General features: G+C 55.6%; 19 protein-coding genes and 1 pseudogene. 5 read left to right on the top strand and 15 right to left on the bottom strand.

The genetic code is table 11. The features are described 5' to 3' along the window. Positions 1-16 precede the first annotated feature (16 nt). Positions 17-730, bottom strand: coding sequence for an AAA family ATPase (locus ACOCF6_RS00920; protein ID WP_482458507.1), 714 nt, complete (start codon positions 728-730; stop codon positions 17-19). Here ACOCF6_RS00920 and ACOCF6_RS00925 point away from each other — a divergent pair. Next, a complete protein-coding gene (locus tag ACOCF6_RS00925; RefSeq protein WP_482458508.1) occupies positions 711-1,673 on the top strand; it encodes a transposase in 963 nt (320 codons plus the stop codon). The genes ACOCF6_RS00920 and ACOCF6_RS00925 overlap by 20 nt on opposite strands. On the opposite strand, the gene ACOCF6_RS00930 is transcribed toward ACOCF6_RS00925, so the two are convergent. From ACOCF6_RS00930 to ACOCF6_RS00960, 7 genes are all read right to left on the bottom strand, one after another. Beyond that, on the bottom strand, positions 1,665-2,105 hold the full coding sequence (locus ACOCF6_RS00930) for an HAD family hydrolase (protein ID WP_482458509.1): 441 nt from the start codon (positions 2,103-2,105) through the stop codon (positions 1,665-1,667). The two genes, ACOCF6_RS00925 and ACOCF6_RS00930, sit on opposite strands and share 9 nt — an antisense overlap. Positions 2,106-2,117: 12 nt before the next feature. Further along, complete coding sequence (locus tag ACOCF6_RS00935) at positions 2,118-2,990, bottom strand: bifunctional 5,10-methylenetetrahydrofolate dehydrogenase/5,10-methenyltetrahydrofolate cyclohydrolase (protein WP_482458510.1); 873 nt, start codon at positions 2,988-2,990, stop codon at positions 2,118-2,120. A 135-nt stretch (positions 2,991-3,125) separates the two neighbouring features. Next, positions 3,126-3,680 (bottom strand): mechanosensitive ion channel family protein, encoded by a 555-nt coding sequence (locus tag ACOCF6_RS00940; RefSeq protein WP_482458511.1) that lies wholly within the window; start codon positions 3,678-3,680, stop codon positions 3,126-3,128. Between the two features lie 104 nt (positions 3,681-3,784). Continuing rightward, positions 3,785-4,132: a hypothetical protein gene (locus ACOCF6_RS00945; protein ID WP_482458512.1), complete on the bottom strand. Its 348-nt coding sequence runs from the start codon at positions 4,130-4,132 to the stop codon at positions 3,785-3,787. Positions 4,133-4,219: 87 nt separating this feature from the next. Beyond that, positions 4,220-6,790, bottom strand: a complete 2,571-nt coding sequence (locus ACOCF6_RS00950) for a sigma 54-interacting transcriptional regulator (protein ID WP_482458513.1) — start codon at positions 6,788-6,790, stop codon at positions 4,220-4,222. Positions 6,791-7,253: 463 nt separating this feature from the next. Further along, positions 7,254-8,849 (bottom strand): FAD-binding protein, encoded by a 1,596-nt coding sequence (locus tag ACOCF6_RS00955; protein ID WP_482458514.1) that lies wholly within the window; start codon positions 8,847-8,849, stop codon positions 7,254-7,256. Beyond that, positions 8,850-9,521, bottom strand: coding sequence for a 2Fe-2S iron-sulfur cluster-binding protein (locus ACOCF6_RS00960; protein ID WP_482458515.1), 672 nt, complete (start codon positions 9,519-9,521; stop codon positions 8,850-8,852). Between the two features lie 313 nt (positions 9,522-9,834). On the opposite strand from ACOCF6_RS00960, the pseudogene ACOCF6_RS00965 reads away from it, so the two are divergent. Next, positions 9,835-9,927, top strand: a pseudogene (locus ACOCF6_RS00965) (type II toxin-antitoxin system RelE family toxin); the annotation flags it as partial. 31 nt (positions 9,928-9,958) lie between these two features. Here ACOCF6_RS00965 and ACOCF6_RS00970 read toward each other — a convergent pair. The 6 genes from ACOCF6_RS00970 to ACOCF6_RS00995 all read right to left on the bottom strand — a co-directional run bounded on the left by ACOCF6_RS00970 (position 9,959) and on the right by ACOCF6_RS00995 (position 16,052). After that, positions 9,959-10,441, bottom strand: coding sequence for a HyaD/HybD family hydrogenase maturation endopeptidase (locus ACOCF6_RS00970; RefSeq protein ID WP_482458516.1), 483 nt, complete (start codon positions 10,439-10,441; stop codon positions 9,959-9,961). Positions 10,442-10,562: 121 nt separating this feature from the next. Beyond that, entirely contained in the window at positions 10,563-12,242 is a 1,680-nt protein-coding gene (locus tag ACOCF6_RS00975) for a nickel-dependent hydrogenase large subunit (protein ID WP_482458517.1), read from the bottom strand. Between the two features lie 149 nt (positions 12,243-12,391). Further along, positions 12,392-13,681 (bottom strand): Ni/Fe-hydrogenase cytochrome b subunit, encoded by a 1,290-nt coding sequence (gene hybB / locus ACOCF6_RS00980; RefSeq protein WP_482458518.1) that lies wholly within the window; start codon positions 13,679-13,681, stop codon positions 12,392-12,394. Then, on the bottom strand, positions 13,678-14,625 hold the full coding sequence (gene hybA / locus ACOCF6_RS00985; protein WP_482458519.1) for a hydrogenase 2 operon protein HybA: 948 nt from the start codon (positions 14,623-14,625) through the stop codon (positions 13,678-13,680). The genes hybB and hybA overlap by 4 nt, the downstream gene beginning before the upstream one ends. Next, positions 14,609-15,721, bottom strand: coding sequence for a hydrogenase small subunit (locus tag ACOCF6_RS00990; RefSeq protein WP_482458520.1), 1,113 nt, complete (start codon positions 15,719-15,721; stop codon positions 14,609-14,611). Before ACOCF6_RS00990 ends, hybA begins: the two co-directional genes overlap by 17 nt. A gap of 61 nt (positions 15,722-15,782) precedes the next feature. Further along, positions 15,783-16,052: an ATP-binding protein gene (locus ACOCF6_RS00995; protein WP_482458740.1), complete on the bottom strand. Its 270-nt coding sequence runs from the start codon at positions 16,050-16,052 to the stop codon at positions 15,783-15,785. A gap of 265 nt (positions 16,053-16,317) precedes the next feature. Between ACOCF6_RS00995 and ACOCF6_RS01000 the strand changes: the two genes are divergently transcribed. Genes ACOCF6_RS01000 through ACOCF6_RS01010 form a run of 3 tightly spaced genes read left to right on the top strand, consistent with a single transcriptional unit; the run spans position 16,318 to position 19,147 of the window. Further along, positions 16,318-17,685 carry a sigma-54-dependent transcriptional regulator gene (locus ACOCF6_RS01000; protein ID WP_482458521.1) on the top strand — a complete coding sequence of 456 codons (1,368 nt, stop codon included), beginning with the start codon at positions 16,318-16,320 and terminating at the stop codon, positions 17,683-17,685. After that, positions 17,682-18,479: a hypothetical protein gene (locus tag ACOCF6_RS01005; protein WP_482458522.1), complete on the top strand. Its 798-nt coding sequence runs from the start codon at positions 17,682-17,684 to the stop codon at positions 18,477-18,479. Before ACOCF6_RS01000 ends, ACOCF6_RS01005 begins: the two co-directional genes overlap by 4 nt. Further along, on the top strand, positions 18,479-19,147 hold the full coding sequence (locus tag ACOCF6_RS01010) for a Cache 3/Cache 2 fusion domain-containing protein (protein ID WP_482458523.1): 669 nt from the start codon (positions 18,479-18,481) through the stop codon (positions 19,145-19,147). The genes ACOCF6_RS01005 and ACOCF6_RS01010 overlap by 1 nt, the downstream gene beginning before the upstream one ends. Here ACOCF6_RS01010 and ACOCF6_RS01015 read toward each other — a convergent pair. Then, the gene (locus ACOCF6_RS01015) at positions 19,144-19,908 is read right to left on the bottom strand and encodes a hypothetical protein (RefSeq protein ID WP_482458524.1); all 765 of its coding nucleotides are present in this window, start codon (positions 19,906-19,908) and stop codon (positions 19,144-19,146) included. The genes ACOCF6_RS01010 and ACOCF6_RS01015 overlap by 4 nt on opposite strands. Between the last annotated feature and the right edge of the window lie 30 nt (positions 19,909-19,938).

Consider the following 19,938-nt stretch of genomic DNA (forward strand, 5'->3'; position numbering starts at 1 on the left):
GCTTCATAAGCTTACCTCATGACCGCCGTTGCTTGCGTACTGGTTGAGTAAATAGTTCGAGATAGAGTGATTCATCGATTCTTGGGAGATCCCGTTCGGCGGCAGCAGCGAGCAATTCCGCTGCCATATGGGTGAGTACCCTCATGTTCCCATGTGCATGCGCTGCCAGTACATGGATTAGCTCTGGCGTTATGAGTTGCGGTGCTCCGGCTTTTTGCAGAGCAAAATCGAGGTAAGCGACCAGATCCTCAGATGATAACTGATTTAAGGACAGACGGGTTGTGATACGACTGCCCAGTGGCAGGAGCGCTGGAGTTCGAGACCTATCCAGCAGTCTGGTATCACCACACAAGATGGTAAAGAGCAGGCTTTTAGAATCGAAACTTGTACTTTGCAACAGCCTTAACTCGGTCAGACATTCGGAACTGACCTCCTGGGCTTCATCAATCAAGAGCACGGGCCGGAGCAGTGTCGTTCTGCAATGGTCGTTCCATCGAGTACGTAACGCCTTGAACCCGCCGTAACGCTTGGCCGGATTGAGAGATACGCCGAACAGGTCTCCAAGTTCACGATAGAAATCGGCGCTCCGGCTCTGTAGCGCCATTCGGGTCATAGCGCCATTCGGGTCAGGCTTCCAAGTTGACAAAATAGCGCCATTCGGGTCAGGCTTCCAAGTTGACAAAATAAACGATCTGATGTAATTTTTCAATATGGCACGAAAACCACGCATACACCTACCCGGCGGGCTCTACCACGTTATATTTCGCGGTAACGGTGGACAGCCAGTATTTCTTGACGACGATGACCGGTTCCGTTTCTATCTATTGCTTCAGGAAGGAACTGTCCGCTTCGGCTACCGTGTTCACGCCTTTTGCCTCATGACCAACCATATCCATCTAGCCTTGCAGTGCGGCGATCTTCCCTTGCAGCGAGGCATGCAAAATCTCTCGTTTCGCTACACCCGCTGGATCAACTGGCGGACCAAAAGAACCGGGCATCTGTTCCAGGGGCGCTACAATGCGGTTCTTGTGGATAGTGACGGCTATCTTCTGGAGTTGGTACGCTATATACACCTCAATCCCGTCCGGGCTGGCATGGTAAAAGCCCCGGGTGATTACCCATGGAGTAGTCATCATGCATATATGGGTAAGGAAACGCTTCCCTGGCTGACTACTGAATGGGCTCTTGGACAGTTCGAGGAATCGGCGGCAACGGCCCGGACAAGTTACGAAAATTTCGTGCTGGACGGCATCGGGGAAGGACATCGACCGGAATTTCACGGTAAGGGAGCAACAGACTCGCGACTTCTGGGAGACGACAGTTTTCTGGAGAAATGTCTTGTCGATTCCAATAGGCTGCCGCTTCGAATAAACGCTCAAGAAATTGTAGCCGAGGTGTGCCGGACGTATGTTATTGATGAGACCGTGATAAAAACAGCATCACAGAGCAGAAAGAGCGCCGAAGCACGGGCAGTTGCGGGTTGGCTCGCTAAGGAACTGAAGTGTGGAACACTTTCTGAAGTTGGTATGCTTGTCAACAGGGACGTGGGAAGTATGAGCTCTGCGGTTCGCCGCTTGTCGGATCGTATGGTTAATGACACGCAATTGGCCGTTCAAATACAGAAACTAAAAGCGGTATTTGAAAACAATCTTAACAACTTGGAGTCACGGTAGGGGTGCCGGGTAACCGGCATCCCTACCGTGACTGGAGTTGCCGTAGTCCTCGCGGGTGAGGATGAAGTCGAAATAACCGAGCAGGCCGCTTGCATGGTGCATCCGCAGGAAATTCCCCCGGCGGCAGCTGGTGACTATCGCCATCGGTTGCCTGCCGTGGAGTCTCGTCAGGATTTCCGGCACCCCCGGGATAACCTCTGCCTCCGCAGCCAAGAGTTCCCAATAGCGGATGTCGCGCCACCTCCGCACCTCCTCCTCGCCACCGAGAGCTAGTTGCAGCACGCTCTCCCCCCGCCGGAGCGATATCTCCCGGAAGGCATCGATGGTCAGTTCCACCCCCACCCGCGCCATGGCTTCCGCATTGGCACGGTAGTAGAGGTGCTCGGTCTCCATCAACACTCCGTCATTGTCCCAGAAAATCGCCTTGAACATGAGATTGGCCGGTCAGGCCAGGTTGAAATTGTTCTGATAGGCCATAAGCGTGTTTATCATCAACGCAGTGACGGTCATCCGGCCGACCCCGCCGGGGACCGGCGTAATCCAGGAGCATTTCGGCGCGACACGCTCGAAATCCACGTCCCCCACGATCTTGCCGTTCTCCAGCCGGTTGATCCCCACGTCGATGAGGACGACCCCATCCTTCACCATATCTTCCGTAACGAACCCCGGGATGCCGACCGCCACGATCACGATGTCACCCCGGCGCGTCTCGTCCAGCAGCAGCTCCCGCGGCGTCTCGATGTGGGTCAGGGTGACCGTGGCATTGCCGATGTCGAAATCGTTGGAAAGCATGATTGATATGGGCTTGCCGACGATGTTGGACCTGCCGATGACGACGCAGTGCTTCCCTTGCACCGGCACCTGGTAGAACTGCAGCAGCTTGCAGATGCCGTAGGCGGTCGCCGGCCTGAACGCCTTCTGTCCCAGTGTCATCCGGCCGAAGTTCGTCGGATGGAAGCCGTCGATGTCCTTATCGGGTGATATGGCGTTGATGATGTGCTGCTGGTTGATATGCTTGGGGAGAGGAAGCTGGACGATCACCCCGTCGGTGGTCTGATCGTTGTTGATCTCCTCGATCTTCGCCAGCAGTTCCGCCTCCCTGACCGTTTCCGGAAAGCGGATCATGTTGCTGTCGAACCCCGCCAGGGTGCTGGTGGTTATCTTCGACTTGACGTATGACTCGCTCGGCGCATGCTTCCCCACCAGGATGATGGTCATGTGGGGTTTGCGCAGGCCGGAATCCACATATCCCGCCACCTTTTTCGCTATGTCGGCGATCAGGCTCTCCGCGCATTTCTTGCCATCCAACAGGTTCATGATATGCCGTCCTCTCTCATAACAAGGGGGGGAACTCCTCCGCCGCCTCGCAAAAGTGACTTTCTTTCTACCACAAAACGAAGGGGGCCACAACAGCCCCCTTCGTTGCATACCGCAAGTTCCGGGAAATACCGGTTACTGGTTATTGACCACCACCATCTGCGCCGGCATGGGTGACGGAAAGCCGGCGGCGGCGAGGGCTTCGCGGATGGTGCGGTTGCCATCGAAATAGACTTGCCAGTAATGGTCGTTATGACAGAAGGAGCGCACCGCCAGCACCGGTCCCACCAGGTTGAACTCGAGGATTTCCACCTCCACCGCCGGTTGCGCCAGTACGTTGGGAAGCGCCGCCAGCTTCTCCCTTAGCAGCAACATGGCGGCAACATGATCGGCACTGCTCGCCAGCTGGCACTTCAGTTCGACCCGCCGGAAGTCATTGGCGGTGTAGTTCTGAATGGTGTCGCTGAAGATCTTGCCATTGCCGACCAGCGTCATGACGTTGTCCGGCGTGTTGATGGTGGTGACGAAGAGTCCGATCTCCTTGATGGTGCCGGTCACCCCGGCCGCCGTCACGAAATCCCCCACCTTGAAGGGATGAAGCACGACGAGAAAGATGCCTGCCGCCAGGTTGGAAAGGAGCCCCCCAGGCAGCGCCGATGGCGATGCCGATGCCGGCCACCAATGCGGCAAAGGTCGTCGTCTGTATCCCGCAGTAGCCGAGGATGGCCACCACCAGGATGATATTGAGGGTCACGGCAACGAAGTTGCCGACTGGAGTTTGGACATATGCGGCTTTAAGTATATGCATATGTCATGATATTTTTCGCGATGTTACGCTTTAACATGTCTGTAATTGGTGCTTCGCTGATTTCCTTTCGGAGTAAGGTAATCAGGTCAAGCGCTGAAGGTCTGGTTGCCTTCTTTCTCCATTTTGGCAAGGGAACAAAGTCATGAGTGCGCCCAGGACCAAATTCTTTCAATCCCGCAAGCAGCAACAGGCTGTAGCTGGCAACAGCGAATGCCGGCTGTCGTGGCACAGATTTGTCCGACCAGACCTGAGCGTTGCCAACGCCAATAGTATCCTTTTGCTCACGATGATTGACCTCTATCTGCCAACGATCAAAGTAACTTTGCAGCAACATCTGAGAATCACTTTGTATGTCAGTGCTCAAGAGATAGGCCGTGTCAAAGAGTGTCCGTTGTCATCAGGGTACGTCACTGCCGGAACCCTATAAAAAGCAGACAAACAGCACCGTGGCAAGTAACAGCAGCAGGCGGTGCCCGACATAGCTCAACCGGTTCAGATTGTATTCACTTTTCAACCGGGAAAGGGCAATCCATGAAAATATGCCGCCTGCTATGAGCAGGGGATAAATAAGCAGCCGCAGTGTCCCAAGCTCCGGGGTCAACCATGCAGGATCAAGCCGCTCCGCCAAATGAATCCCCTGAAGCGCCAAAGGGACAAGATCTGCTCCCCTACTCACAAACTCCCTGAAATAGAACACAAAAAGGCCGGTCAGAGCCAGCGGAATGTACGCTGTACCGCAGATGGCAAAGGAAGCCCTCCAGCGATGCCTGCGCATCCCCAATGAAAACATCATAGCCAACGCCGTAAAGGCTCCGGCTATCAGCAGCGCAGTCAGAAACTCAAGGACACTCCAGTCCGCATGGAGAGGCTGTCCGGAAAATATATCTGGAGTCACTTTGGCCGCTATAATCAGCCCTATCAGCGAAATGCTGAATACCGCCTCGGAAAAACCGTTGCGGCCATGGTTGAAAAGCCCGGCTGCGGGGTTGCGCAAATCAAGCTGCATGGAGTTGTGAGGGCAGTTGCGCACGCAGTCAAGACAAAGCACACAATGGTCGGAATTATCAAGCCCTGACGGGTGCAGCCCCATCGGGCAGCCCTTTTCCTTGACACATTCATCGACACGACAGCGGCTGGCACAGACGGTATGATTACTATGCATCTCCAGAAGCGAAATCCGCGAAGTAAGGCTGATTATCCTCCCCAGCGGACAGAGATATTTGCACCAGCCTCGCTGCCCCAGCAAGAAGTCGCCGCTGACGGTACCTACCAGCAAAGCCAGCAGCAGTAATCCAGTGGCAAAGGCCCATGAGAACATCCCAGTTGCCTGTTCCATAAGGAATATGCCCGCAAAAAGTGAAAGACTGATGGCAGGCCCGTATTTCCTGAGCCACAGCGAAGGCTCACGGAGCAACCGTCGTCGGGTGCCGAGAAACTCGCCCAGAGCCTCCAGCGGACAGTAGCTGCACCAACCGCGGGCGAACAGGAATCCGGTCAGGAGCAGTGCCGGCCACCAGAGTGTCCAGACGGCAAGATTTGCGGCATTGCCGGATTCAGGTCCGAAGAGTGTGACAAAGAGAATCAGCAGAAACAGCGGCACAGTTGTCCAGCGGAGCAGACTGGGGAAGTCAGGCCGTCTGGCAAGTTTTTCCACTGCCGGCAGATTGAGGAGATTGAACCGACCGGTTGAAAACTGTCTCCCTTGAAGAAAAATATGCTCTGAAAGCAGTTCATCCCCTGCGCATACCAGGACGGCGCGACTTAGTACCTGATACAACTCGGTGCCATTCAGCGGCCAGTCGTGGTCAACCAGGCGGTTATGCGCATCCTGCGAAAGCCTCAGTACCTGCTTGTGATACTTCGCGTTGAGAGTACGGAGCAGACTGCGGGCAATTACCGGGATATCTCTCTTCCGCTCCCGCAGTGGAGACATGACAATCGTCTCCTGGCTTAGCGCTGCAAAAAGAGCGCTGTTGAAGCCACCGGCTGCTGCCTGTTGCGCCAGCGGCTCACCGCTGGTGGCGATAATCCTCACCCGTGAGCTGTTGCCTTCACCCGTTGCCCCCCTGTTGTAACTCAAATTACCGAGAAAAGACCACAGGCTGGCCTGTACAGCCGGCTGCAAACAATCGATATTTCTCAGGATTATATCTCCGCCTGACGCGAGCTCAAGCATCCCCCGGCGAACCCTTCCGGCAGCAGGCGCAGCACCGGGAACAGTGCCAAAGAGTGCCGCATCCTGGTCGGTCCCGAGAGAAACAGGGTCCGGAGCTTTTTGTTTGCCCTGATCGACCTGACCGGCAACGGGAGGTGGTGCTGCACAGTCAAGGAACAGCACCGGACGGGCTACATCCCCGTGGAAGTGGATCAGTCGGGCAGCAAGATCCTTCCATGTACCTGGCTCTCCCAGTATGAGCACATTATGGTGAGTCGAACCCAGAAAAACCAGGCGCCGGTTGAGATTTTTCACCCAGGCAGAATTCCCGGGAAAAGCGCCAAATTCCGGCAGCAACTGCCAACCGAGCACGTTGGTCACAACTTCCCGATGCTCACTCTCCTCCCGCTGATGACGCTGCGCCCAGCTGCCAAGCTGCAGGGCAAGGTCCCGGCAGAGGTTGGCGTACACTACAGGGATTTCAGCAAGAAGCTCCTGAAAATCCACTCGGTGCAGCTTGGCTGTCACGACCTCTTTGGATATTGCCCGTACATCGGCAGTACGTGACTCCCCGGTAAGAATGGCATGCTCACCGAACAGTTCTCCCGGACCGATCTCGGCAATGTTGAAGATCTGCCCGGCAGAATCTCTCAACTCGACGCGCACCCTGCCTTCAATTATGAAATAAAGTAAGTCAGCAGGCTCCTCTTTGGACAAAATGACCCTGCCGGACAAAAATACACACTTTTTGAGGCGAGATGCGATGCGGGAGAGTTCGTTTTCGGAGAGCCCGGAAAAAAGGCGAATGGTCTTTAAGGTAGTTAAAGGTATGGTCACAACAGACTAACTCCCGGTAACGCGTAGTAATTTGGACATTATTGATTTTCTTTTATTCGCAATCCGTTACGGAATTTAAAGTTGCAAGTAAAGAGCCACCCAACAACCTGATCACGTATACAGAAGCTTTTGGCACAAGACTGGCTATATTAAGAATCAATTGACTACTACGAATCACTATCAGGAGAGTTTAACCATGGGCAAAATGAGAGAGAATCCCCGCTACAATGTAATTTCCATGCGGATAAGTGACGCAGAACGCAAAGATCTGGAGAATCTGGTGCAGCGGTCTCACTAGTACCATGTAACACTTGATACAACGCCCAATTTAATTCCCTCCCCCCTGGCGGGGGAGGGGAGATTCACTCCCCCCAGAACTCCGCTGAACTCCGCCGTCCCCAGAACTCCCCCAGAACTCCTTCTAGATTAAAATGTGACAAAGTAGAATTAACCATAAACTGGTTTACAGCTTATTCACGATAAACTCGGGAAACAGTGTGGGTGACTTGGCAACACTGGATATCCTGAGGGACTTCAATCTGTTGTAATAGTGGTGGACATGATTCAGGGTTACATTTCCCGGCTCATTGTTTATTTTTGCCGAGGCTGCCAGGCCGGATCTCCTGCCGAAGACGAAAATATCAAGCAGTGCATTTCCCATGGCTCTGTTCCTGCCGTGAATTCCTCCGGCTGCTTCTCCGGCGACAAAGAGATTCTTGACCGTGGTTTCCCCATTTTCGTCAATCAGAATTCCGCCGTTCTGGTAGTGGAGGGTCGGAAACACCAGCAGCGGCTGTTTCGAGATATCGATCCTGACCCGCATCAGGTGTCTGTAGAGCGAAGGGAACCGCTTTCTCAGGAATCCCTTCCCGGATATCTCTTCGAGCAGCGGGGTATCAAGCCAGACCCCCGTCTTCCCGGAGCGTGTCGTAACGCCATTGCCGCTTTCACACTCCCGGATGATGGCTGCAGCGCACACATCCCTCGTTTCGAGCTCGTTGACAAAGCGTTCCCCCCTGGCGTTTACCAGGTGCCCCCCGAGACTCCGGATCGCCTCGGTGACAAGCACCCCCACCATGTGCTCGGGAAACATGACTCCGGTCGGGTGGTACTGGAACGAATCCACCCCTTCGAGCCGTGCTCCCGCCCGATAGGCGAGAACGAGCGCATCTCCCGTCGCACCGAAATTGTTGGATGTCGGAAACCCCTGCATGTGTAGACGCCCCGACCCTCCGGTTGCGAGGACAACCGCCTTGGCCCGTACGGCAAAATGCCGCTTTCTTCCCAGATCATACAGGACCGCGCCGTTACATTCGCCGGATTCGTTCGTGGTGAGTTCCACTGCCGGAGTAAATTCGGAAACATCGATCGAGTCCCGCTTGCCGATCTCGTCCTTCAAAACCTTCATGATGTTCAGGCCGGTATGGTCGCCGATGGCGATCAGTCGTGGAGCCGATATTCCGCCAGCCTTCTTGGTCAGGAGATTGCCGGCTTCGTCCCGGTCGAAGTCGACGCCCGTGTCAAGGAGCCACTTCACGACCCGGGGACCGTCCTCCACCATGACCTTGACCAGATTCCGGCTGCCGGCGAATTTGCCGGCAGTCATGGTATCGCAATAGTGCCGCTCCGGAGAATCATGCTCGTCCACCGCGGCCTGCATCCCGCCCAGCGCCATGATGGTGTTGGAATTGCCGAGCCTGAGTTTTGTGGCGAGGAGAACTCGTGCCCCCATGCTTTCGGCAAAAAGCGCGGCTGTCACCCCGGCCCCGCCGCCCCCCAGTACAAGAACATCCGTATCATACTCGGGTCTGAGATCGATCTTCGAATAATCCAGATCGCTGTACGCTTCGAGCAGATCCGCGATTTCATGGGTCGTTCTTTCCCCCCGGTTCACGCCGGCCCTGAGATTTCTGAAGGCCGATTCCTTGTAGTCCGGATGGAATCGTTTAAGCAGCCTCTCCGCCGCCTCTTCCGACAGCAGATTCATCTCGGTCTTTATACGCTTCTCACGGCTGGCGGTCATGGCCTCAATAGCATCAAGCATATCATCCGGATACATTTACGTTCCCCCTGTCCGGCGGCAGTGTGCTTCAAGCTCTTCGTTGCCCATAGTTGCTATGCTGCCCCATTCGGCAACGAATTGAACCGACTCCATCTGTTCGAGACGTTTCTGCAGATTGGGAGGGAACAACCTCTCTTTCGCAAGAGCCCTCTGGATGAAGAGGGCCACGTGCTGGGGCGCTATCCCCTTCGGGCAGCGTGAAGCGCAAAGGCCACACATGATGCAGTCCTTGACATGTTCCGCCGCCGTTTCGTAATCGGCATCCTTCGCGGCTTTCATCACCCCGGCCACGTTGATCCATTCGGGACAGATGTTGCATGCCTTGCAATCGTTACAGGTATAGAGCTCGGCATAGATTTCCGGCAGCTGCTCCAAGGGATTATCCATCGTTTCCAAGAGGTAGCGCGCAACCCGGGAGGGAAAGTACGGCATCATGATGACCTTCAGGCCATCCTCCACTACCTTCTGACAGCCAAGCCCGAACTTGACCTTTTTGCTTTCCTTCTCAAGGAAGGCGACGGTACAGGCTCCGCAGAGGCCGGAAAGGCATCCGACCCCCCGTTTCACATCATGCCCCGTATCCCAGAGGGCCTCGATGACCGTCAACCCTTCAGGGACCTTTATTTTTCTTCCTTCAAGTTCGATGGTAATCGTCTTGCCATCCTTCATGTCCTACCCCCGGAAGCAACCAACCCTTTGTTCACATTATCGTTAGGTGCGTTTGGACTTGTATAGCGAAGCGGGCAGTCAGAAACGAAAGATTCAAACAAACCACTTTCTTTCAAAAACTCTATAAAGAACGGTAATTGATCAAATGGAGTGACTTCAGCATTCGGGTCCCATTCGACATGAATGCGACCGGCAAACGTGTCAACAGGAACCCGAGAAGAACGATCAACAGCACGATTTTACATTCACCAATTTGGTGAACCTCCTGATCGGTGATTTATTCTCCTGGCAGGAAAAGTAACGAGTTCGTCAGGGGAATTTCCGCATTATCTATTCGATACAGGATAGCGAGTTGACCGTATGGGTTGTTAAGATCGGTCACAGGCGGGAAGTCTACCGCATCTGATCTTCGTTTTGTTCCAGTTGACTTGATGCAATCATACCGCGGGCGTGATCATGTGACCGGTCGCCTGCAGCTCCCCCACCACCAGTTCGGCCAGACCGGGCAGTTTTCCCGCCAGCAGCGGCGACAGCTCGACTCCGGCGTCATAGGATTGCGGGATGACGCCGAACAGCGAAACTTTTTCCGGACAGCGGTCGCGCAGGTCTGACAGGGTCAATACCTCCTGGATGCCGATCTGGTGCGGCGACAACTTGATCGGCAGTTTGCCCAGCATGAAATCATCCTTCTCGTAGCGATAGATATCACCCGGCTCGCCCTTGGCATCGATCACATCCACCAGGTAGACATGATCGGCATCCTCCAGCATATGGGTGACCATGATGCCGAGCGTCCCGCCGTCATACAACTCGACCCCCTGCGGGAAATTGTAATGCCTCTGCAGGTACTGGATAAAGTGTACGCCAAAACCTTCGTCGGTCAGGAGCAGGTTGCCGGCCCCGAAAATAAGAGTCTTCATAGTGTAATATCCTTGAAAAAGCCTGAACATCCCCGTCCCTCTCCTGGATCAGGAGGGGAGCGGAGAATGAAAGGTCAAATGTCCCCCTCCTGTTTCAGGAGGGGTCAGGGGTGGTAAGGCTCTACAGCACTTTCACCTTCGTAATCTCTTTCCCGTCCGGGTCGATCGTATGCACCGCACAGGCGATGCAGGGGTCGAGGGAGTGGATCGTGCGCAGCACTTCCAGCGGTTTTTCGCTGTCAGCTACCGGGTTGCCCATCAGCGATGCTTCGTAGGGGCCCATGGTACCCTTTTCATCACGTGGTGAGGCATTCCAGGTGGATGGCACAACGGCCTGGTAGTTCTTGATCTTCCGGTTCTTGATCACGATCCAGTGCGACAGCATGCCGCGCGGCGCCTCATGGAAACCGACCCCCTTGTATTCTCCCTTGGGAATCTCGGTATGATTGGCATAGACCTTGTCGCCCTTGGCGACATTCTCAACAAATTTATCGAGATACTCGATCGAATAGTCGGCCATCAGGTGGGCACGTATCGCGCGGGCGCCAAGACGGCCCATGGTGGAGTGCAGGTCGCCGACACCGACGCCGATCTTCCGGCAGGAATCGTCCACCAGCTTTTTGACCTTCTGGTTACCGCCGACATAAGCAGCAAAAAGCTGTGCCGGCGGACCTACCTGCACCGGCTTGCCTTCAAAGCGGGGAGCCTTGCACCAGGTATATTTGCCGTTGTCCTCAAAATCGGTGTAGTGCGGTTTGGTCTCGCCTTCCCAGGGGTGGTGACTGCCGCTTCCCTCGTACCAGGCATGGGCCACATTTTCAGTGATGCCGTTGATAAGGCCCGGATCCTGATGATTGGTGATGATGCGGGCTCCATTCAGGTCGCCGTTGTTGATGATTGCGCCCGGCAGGGCAAACCTGGTGTTTTTGGTGTCTTCCGGCATCTCCGGCACGGCCAGGTAATTGACGACCCCTTTGCCGTATTTGAACCACTCCTTGTATGCCGAGGCGATGGCCAGCATGTCCGGATAATAGACCTTCTGGACGAAATCGCGGGTCTCTTCCATCAGGGCGCGCAGGGCGGCGATTTTCTCCATGTTGATGGTCGCCAGGTTTTCCATATTGACGGCGGTGGCGACGCCACCCACGCAGAGGTTCTGGATGTGAGGATTCTTACCCCCCAGGATCGCGCCGACCTGGGCAGCCTTGCGCTGGTAGTCCAGAGCCTTCAGATAATGGGCCACGGCCATCAGGTTGGCTTCAGGCGGCAGTTTCATGGCCGGGTGTCCCCAATAACCGGAGGAGAAGATACCGAGGCGGCCGGTTTCCACAAAAGACTTCAGTTTGGCCTGGACAGCCCTGAACTCGGTCTCGCTGTTGCCGGACCAGTCGGAGATGCTCTGGGCCAGCTGGGCGGTCTTCTTGGGGTCGGCCTTCAAGGCCGAGACCACATCAACCCAGTCCAGGGCCGACAGGTGGTAGAAATGGACGATATGGTCCTGTACCGAGTGCTGGGCCATAATCATGTTGCGGATGTACTGTGCGTTGAGCGGCACCTCCACGCTCAGGGCGTGTTCCACCGAACGGATCGAAGAGATGGCATGCACCGTGGTGCAGACGCCGCAGAAGCGTTGGGCATAGATCCAGGCATCTTCGGGCGGACGCCCCTGCAGGATGGTTTCGATACCGCGCCACATCTGGGCCGACGACCAGGCGTTGGTGACGGCGCCGCCATTTACTTCCACATCGATTCTCAGGTGACCTTCAATACGGGTCACGGGGTCTAAGGTAATTCTGGCCATGTATACTTCCTCCAAAAGTTAGATTCAAAATCGTTTAAACACAGAGACACAGAGAACATCAAAATCTGTTTTTTTGTTAAAACCAGAATTAATTTTTTTGGGTTCCTCTGAGTTCTCTGTGACTCTCTGTGTTACATAATGCTTTTGACTTACGCCTTCTCCGCCACAGCATGCTTCGCATCAAGCTGTTGCCGCGTGTGCAGTTTGGGCAGAACCGGCAGGATCTTGACGATGACCTGGTAGCCGAGGATCTCGAAGGCCACGATGCCGACCGTGATCATAAGCTCCGCCAGGGCCGGGAAGTAGTGCCACCCCTTACCGGGGTTGAAGCCGATCAGGTAGACATTGAAGCGGTACAGGGCCCCGCCCAGGACGATCAGGGCAGCCGAGACGAACAGCCAGCGGATCGACTCCCGTTTACGGCCGCTGAACAGCAGCAGCGAACCACAGGCCACCAGGCCGAAATCCAGCAGGAAGAAACGCGAATAGAAATCCAGGGAGAGCGCCGCCCCCAGTTGCCCGCGCCAGGCCAGATCCCCGATGACGACCGAGAGCCAGATGACCGTCAGCCAGGGGACAATGCGGGCCACGCCGGACAGCTCTTTCGTTTCGAAGGGGCGCTTGAAGGCGTAGCCGGAAATAATCGATTCCAGGATCGCAATCGAATAGCCGATGTACATGCAGTTGATCAGGAACAGCAGCGGCAGGAATCCGGTATGCCAGAGCGGGTGCAGCTTGGTGGAGGCGATCAGCAGCAGCGAGCCGAGCGACGACTGGTGCATGGTCGGCAGGGTGATGCCGAGCACGATCACGAAAATCAGCACCTTGTCAAGGCGGGGCTTCAGCCAGGCGGCCAGTTCTTTTACGGATTCCAGACGCGCGTCCATACGCTCCGGGCGCTTGATGCCGGTGCGCTTGTGCAGCAGATCCATTAGAAGCTGCAGCGTTTTCCATTCCGTCTTTTCCAGCGTGGTCAGGACCGCCGGCAGGAATTCCAGCAGCAGTACGGTCGTATAGGCCATGACACACAGGGCCACCTCGAACATGGCCGAGTTGGCCTGCCACTTGGAAGGGACGAAGAAGTTATAGGAGTTCCAGGGGCGGCCTACGTCGACCATGACCGACAAGCCGGCCAGGCCGTAGCCGAACATGCTGGTCAGGATAGCCGAGCGGATCATGGGGTGATAGTGCATGTGGTTGCGGATATAGATCAGGATCGCCATGCCGTAACCGCCGCAGGCGATGGCCGTTCCAACAGCCACATCATAGGTGATCCAGATGCCCCAGGGGTAGCCGTCGCTCATGTTCGAAACCGCTCCGAGACCCCAGATAAAGCGCACGGCGATCAGGGCGAATCCGATCACGGTAAGTGTCAGCAGCACAATGAAGGAGGGGGTCAGGATCTTTGCATCATGTTTCTGGTAATCGTCGTGGCTCATTTGTGTTTTCCCCCCTCTGCTTCGTCACTTTTCTCCTGCCTCTTGTCTTCGTCCGCCTGCCCCTTCTTCATATTTCTGATCGCAATGAAACAGAGTGTGCCGTAGAGCGCCACAGGGGCGATGAAACCTTTGTAGATGGTGTGCTGGATCTTCTCGGAAAACTCCGCCGGTGCTTCATCCTTGAGTATCGGGAGCTCCAGCTTGTTGAACTGCATGGCTGACAGGTAGAGATGATTGGTGCCTCCCACCTCTTTTTCTCCATAGATGTGATCCATGTACTTGCCCGGGTTCTCCTGCAGACGTTTTTTTGCTTCCGCCAGCAGATCCTTGCGTTTGCCGAAGGTGATCGCCCCGACAGGACAGGTCTCGGCACAGGCGGTGATCCCTTTCTTAAGCAGATTGGTGTTTTTGCACAGGTCACATTTGACAATCTGGGGATTGGCTTTTCCCCACTGGAACTTGGGGATATTGAAGGCGCAGGCGACCATGCAGTAACGGCAGCCGATGCAGGTATCCTTGTTATAGTCCACGGTTCCGGTGATCTTGTCGCGGGTCATGGCGCTGACCGGGCAGACCGACACACATGATGGCTTCTGGCAGTGCATGCAGGAATACTTGACGTACGACCAGCTCTTTTCCGACTCCTTGAAGAGCTTGATCAGGGTGCGGGTACTGCCGGACAGGTCCTGGGGTGCGTCCCAGAGGCCATCGCTGTCAAATTTTGCCTGCTCATACGAGAGGCTGCCGTAATCACTGTTGACCCGTTTGCAGGCCGACATGCATGCCTTGCAGCCGACGCATCTGGTGGCGTCATAGAGCATGCCGAGCGTCTCGTTGTTGACCTGGTGTGCTTCGGACGCTGCTGCCCCACCACGGCCCGCCAAAAGGGCTGCGCCGGTTGCTCCCACGATTTTGAGAAACTGGCGCCTACTCGGTTTTCCCATGGTCATCCTCCTTCTCCGGTCCGTCCGGCAGTTTCCTGGCCATCATCACCCCCACCCCGATGGCGGCACCCGCAGCCAGGCCGATGACCCCGGTGGTCAGGGGGTCGGGGCCCTTGCCCTTGTCCTTGAGGTCGACCGGCGCATAACTGTCGAAGGGCGTCGGCTCATGGAGCTGTACCTTGTCGGCAATGGCGGTTTTAAAGAGCAGATCCGGCTCGGTGCAACCGATGCAGGGATGTCCGATCGAGACCGGCCAGGCCCCGACATCATTGAAACGGACGACCGAGCAGTTGGCATAGGTTGCCGGCCCTTTGCAGCCCAACTGGTAGAGGCAGTAGCCTTCGGCGTGGGTCGGATCACCATAGGCCTTGGCGAAACGGCCGGCATCGAAATGTGCCCTGCGCTCGCAGTGTTCGTGGATCTTGCGGCCGTAGGCAAATTTGGGACGCCCCATCTGATCCAACTCGGGCAGCTTTTTAAAAGTGACATAATATAACACGGTCGAAAGGAAGTTGTAGGGGTTGGGGGGACAGCCGGGGATGTTGATGATCGGCTTGTCCTTGATGATGTCCTGCACCCCGACCGCTCCGGTCGGATTGGGACCGACTGACTGGATACCGCCGTAACTGGCACAGGTTCCGATGGAGATGATGGCGGCGGCGCCTTCGGCCGCCATTCTTAGGGATTCCATGGCGGTCTTTCCGGCCACCTTGCAGTAGACGCCGTTGTCCTTGGTCGGGATGCCCCCCTCCACCACCAGGATATACTTGCCCTTGTTGGCGGTCATGGAATCGTGCAGCGATTTCTCGGCCTGGTGGCCGGAACCGGCCATCAGTGTTTCATGGTAGTCCAGGGAGATCATATCCAGGATCAGGTTGGCAACCGTGGGGTGGGATGAGCGCAAAAGCGACTCCGAGCAACCGGTGCACTCCTGAAAGTGCAGCCAGATAACAGCGGGCCGGCTATCGCTTTTCTGTGCTGCGGCAGCAACCTTGCTAACCATACTGAGGGGCAACCCCAGCATGGCCGAGACAGTTATGCATGTCTTCATAAAGTCCCGACGGTTCACACTGGGGAACAGTTCCAATTTACCCATACAATCCTCCGCTTCCGTATATTTTGTGCGTCCAGATTAGTCAACTACGACACAGGAATTATCATAATGAAAACTGGGTGTACATGTCAACCGTTGTTTTATTTTCCAGTTTAGCGATCAACGGTCTTCCTGTCAGGTTGTGATTGGTTGTTGAGGACGTCCTTTTTTTTCGATACGATTCTCCCTTCATCGGGAGGTGATGTGCTTTATGCGCCAACCGGTCCATGAGAGAGTTCGCCAGTACTTGATCGGGAAAGAGCCCCGGCCAGTCTCCCGGTGGTCGGCTGGAGGTTATGACGATGCTTCCGGTATGGTGCCGCTCTGAAACAATCTCATAGAACGCCTCGGTCTATTCCTAGGTGAAGCCGGACAGTCCGAGATCGTCAATGATGACAAATGCAACATACGTGCCAATCCTGCCCTGTCCGCCTAAAAGTTTCTAACTCATTAATTTAAAACAGCATCAATTTTATTGACCATGAAGCAGTAAACAACAAACGCAAAATAAAACAGCGATTGCTTCTTTTTATCCTGTGTCCTGTGATGTATTGTTATGGCTGTAACTTGTATACGAGATTCAGACGGAGTACCTACACATGCCAACCATATTCATCTGCGATGACGAGCCGGAAATCCTGCGTTATCTGGATAAACTGCTGCAGGCGAGCGGCTACCAGATAGAAACGTTCCTTCGGGGAACTGACCTGCTGACACGTCTGGAGGGCACGACGATAGGGACCTGTGATGTCATCCTCCAGGATGTGCGCATTCCGGACCTGGATGGCTTGCAGATGCTGGATCAGCTGTGCAAGCGCTGGCCGGACATCCCGGTCGTGATCATGACCGCCCATGGCACCATCGATGACGCCATCAGCGCCATCAAACAGGGGGCCTACGACTACATCACCAAGCCCTTTCCCAAGGAAAAACTGCTCGGAATGCTGGAGCGCCTGCTGGACCACCGCCGCCTGGCCATGGAGAACCAGATGCTGCGCGAGGAACTGCACCGCGGGGCAGCCGGGGGCGATGCCATCATCTTTCGCAGCCAGTCCTTCCGAGAGGTCTATGACCTGACCCTGCAGGTAGCCGAAAGCGACGCCAATATCTTGGTCATGGGTGAGTCCGGCACCGGCAAGGAACTGATCGCCGGCGCCCTGCACCGCAACAGCCCGCGCCGGGACAAACCCTTTGTCTCCATCAACTGCGCCGCCCTGTCCGATACACTGCTGGAGAGCCAGCTTTTCGGGCATGTGCGCGGCGCCTTTACCGGTGCCGTGATGAACCAGAAGGGGCTCATCGACGAGGCTGACGGCGGCACGCTCTTTCTGGACGAGATCGGCGATGTCAGCCCGGCGGTACAGGCCAAGCTCCTGCGGGTCACCCAGGCAAAGGACTTCATTGTCCTGGGCTCACCCGGGCCCGCAAGGTGGAGCTTCGTGGCCACCACCAACAAGGACCTGATTAACGAGGTCAGGGAAGGGCGCTTTCGGGAGGACCTGTACTACCGCCTGAACGTGATCTCCATCAACCTGCCGCCCCTGCGCGAGCGGCGTGATGATATCGAACCGCTGGCCCGGCACTTCCTGAAGGAATCCACCCGGCGCATGAAAAAAGAGGTCCTCGGTATCGATGAGGATGCCTTGCAGGCACTCCTGCAGTACGACTGGCCGGGCAATGTGCGCGAACTGGTAAATATCATGGAACGGGCCGTAATCCTGGCCAGCAGCGGCATGATCACGGTCGCCATGCTGCCGCTGCTGGGTGCGCGACGCGAAACCTACCCCATCGCGACGCCTGTCCCCCCGCTGATCTCCCTGGACATGATCGAGCAGCAGCATATCACGTCAATACTTAATGCAACCGGCTTCAACAAGAGCCGGTCAGCCGAGATCCTGGGGATTTCCCGCAAAACCCTGGACCGCAAGATCGCTGAATACGGCCTGGAAAACGACAGGAACATATGAAACGGCTGAGCTCCTCCGTACGCCTGAAGCTGACCATTGCCACCCTGGTGCCACTGCTGACAGCCATTGCGATCTGTTGGGTGATCTGCGCCTCGATCATCACCACCCGCTTCTCCCGCCAGGCGTTGCAGACCGTCGAATCCAATCTCAACTCGGCCCACGAAATTTTCCTGGCCAATCTGTCGCGTCTCTCCGATATCATCCGCCTGACCGGTCAATCCCCGGAATTGAGCGCCGACCTCGCCGACCCGACGCCGAAGGCCCTGATCTCTCCGCTGCAGGCGATTCTCAGAAATGAGCGGCTCAGTTTCCTGACCGTGGTGGACAGGTACGGGTTCGTCCGTTACCGCGCAGCCAATCCTTCCAGTGCCGGAGAATCACGCAGAGATGAAAAATTGATCGCTGATGCACTCAAGGGGGCGCTCGGCGGCGGCGTCATGCTGCTCTCGGCGGCCCAAGCACAGCGTGAGAACCCACTGCTGCCGCTCATGATGAGCCTTCCGATCAAAGCCACCGCCCACGCCCGGCCGTACACGAAGAAGGTCGAGGAACGCGGACTGTTCCAGGTCGCTGCGGCCCCGGTCCTGGCGGCTGACGGCAGTGTCGCGGGTGTCATATACGGTGGCGTTCTGTTGAACGGCGATAACCGCCTGGCAGACCGGATTACCCAGGTCGTGTTCCAACGGGGCGAGGCGACCCTCCCCGCACCCGGCAATGCAACAATCTTTCTGGATGATGTCCGGATCGCCACCAGCGTGCTGGACGGACAGGGAAGCCGGCCATCGGAACCCTGATGTCGGGGGAGGTTTTTTCATCCATTTCCCACGGCAGCCCCTGGGTCGGGACGGCCTTTGTACTGGATGCCCGCTATTTTACGGCCTATGAGCCGCTGCGCGACCTGCGGGGTACCGTTGTGGGCGCACTGTATGTCGGGATGCCGGAAAAACCGCTGCTGCAGCTGCGCAGACAGGTCAACCTGATCTTCTTGGCTGTGCTGGTGTTTGTATCCATGATCGGCATCGCTCTTTCAGCCTGGCTCGGAACCAATCTGGCCCGCCCGATCAGAGCCATGGAGGAAGGTGCCCGCAGGATAGCCAGCGGCGACAATCTGCCCGATATCAGCGTGGAGAGTCATGACGAGATCGCCTCGCTGGCCGGAGAATTCAACGCCATGAAGTGGCACCTGCAGGAACGGGCCGAGGAAAACCAGGCCCTCAACCGGACCCTGGAGCAGATGGTGCTGGAAAGGACAACACAACTGGAGGTAAAGAGCCAGCAGCTCTTGAGTCTCAATTCCCTTCCGGCTTTCTGTATCATGAGCGGCTCTAAAATGAGGCCGGAGGAAGCACATCCCTCCGGCCTTGAAAGGAGCACACATGGCAGTGTGTACTCATCCAACACTCATAATGTTGGACTTTTATTTCCCGGCTTGCCCCGAAAGACACGTGCCGAGGAATTTTAACTCTCTTGATTTACGATCAAATTAGAATACTGCACGTCAAACAAGGTTCTTGGCTTGCCCATAAATTCTTTTGTATAAGAGTGCAAAACTTCAAATTCGGCATCAATATTTATCTCTCTCTTGTACTGGAACGTATCCCATCGTTTGGTATCTATAACTCTGATCTTTTCACCTTTCATACAGGTCGCAATCAAAACAGGAAGTGAATCCCTGGCATTATTGTCCCACAGAAACGCTGCATCAACCTGCGGGAACACTCTCTCCACTGAATCCGGCATATCCCGGTGCGCTTCAAGAAACATCCTGAAGCTCGGCCGTAATGCCTGGGAGATATCGATATCTTTACTTGAAAAAACAGTAAAGGCGTTAAATTCTCCGGCGACGTGCCTGGTCAGCGACCTTTTCCAGGCCTCCGTCGCTTGCGCGGTGAGAAAATTACATTCAATAAAGCGACCTGCATTACGACCAAGCAAAATATACTCTTCAGCCCGTTTTGACACACAAAAGGGCCAATCCACGGTTACTCTGGATGCATCACCATATATCACCGCAGATCTCTCACGACCGTACACCATACTGATATGATCTCTTACATCCTGCTCCCTGACCTCGACATTGTAGCTCTGCGCCTCTTTTACGACCATGGCATCATAATCAAGATGAACAAATTCCTGATTCGATTTATTTTTGTTTCGTACAAGAATATAGGTGCTTTTTCCGGAAGCGGGTGGACCACCAACCAACTCCAGTATTTTTTTCAAGGAATCCCCCCTGGTCAGCGTATCCAGCCA

Source organism: Geobacter psychrophilus (genome assembly GCF_056821595.1).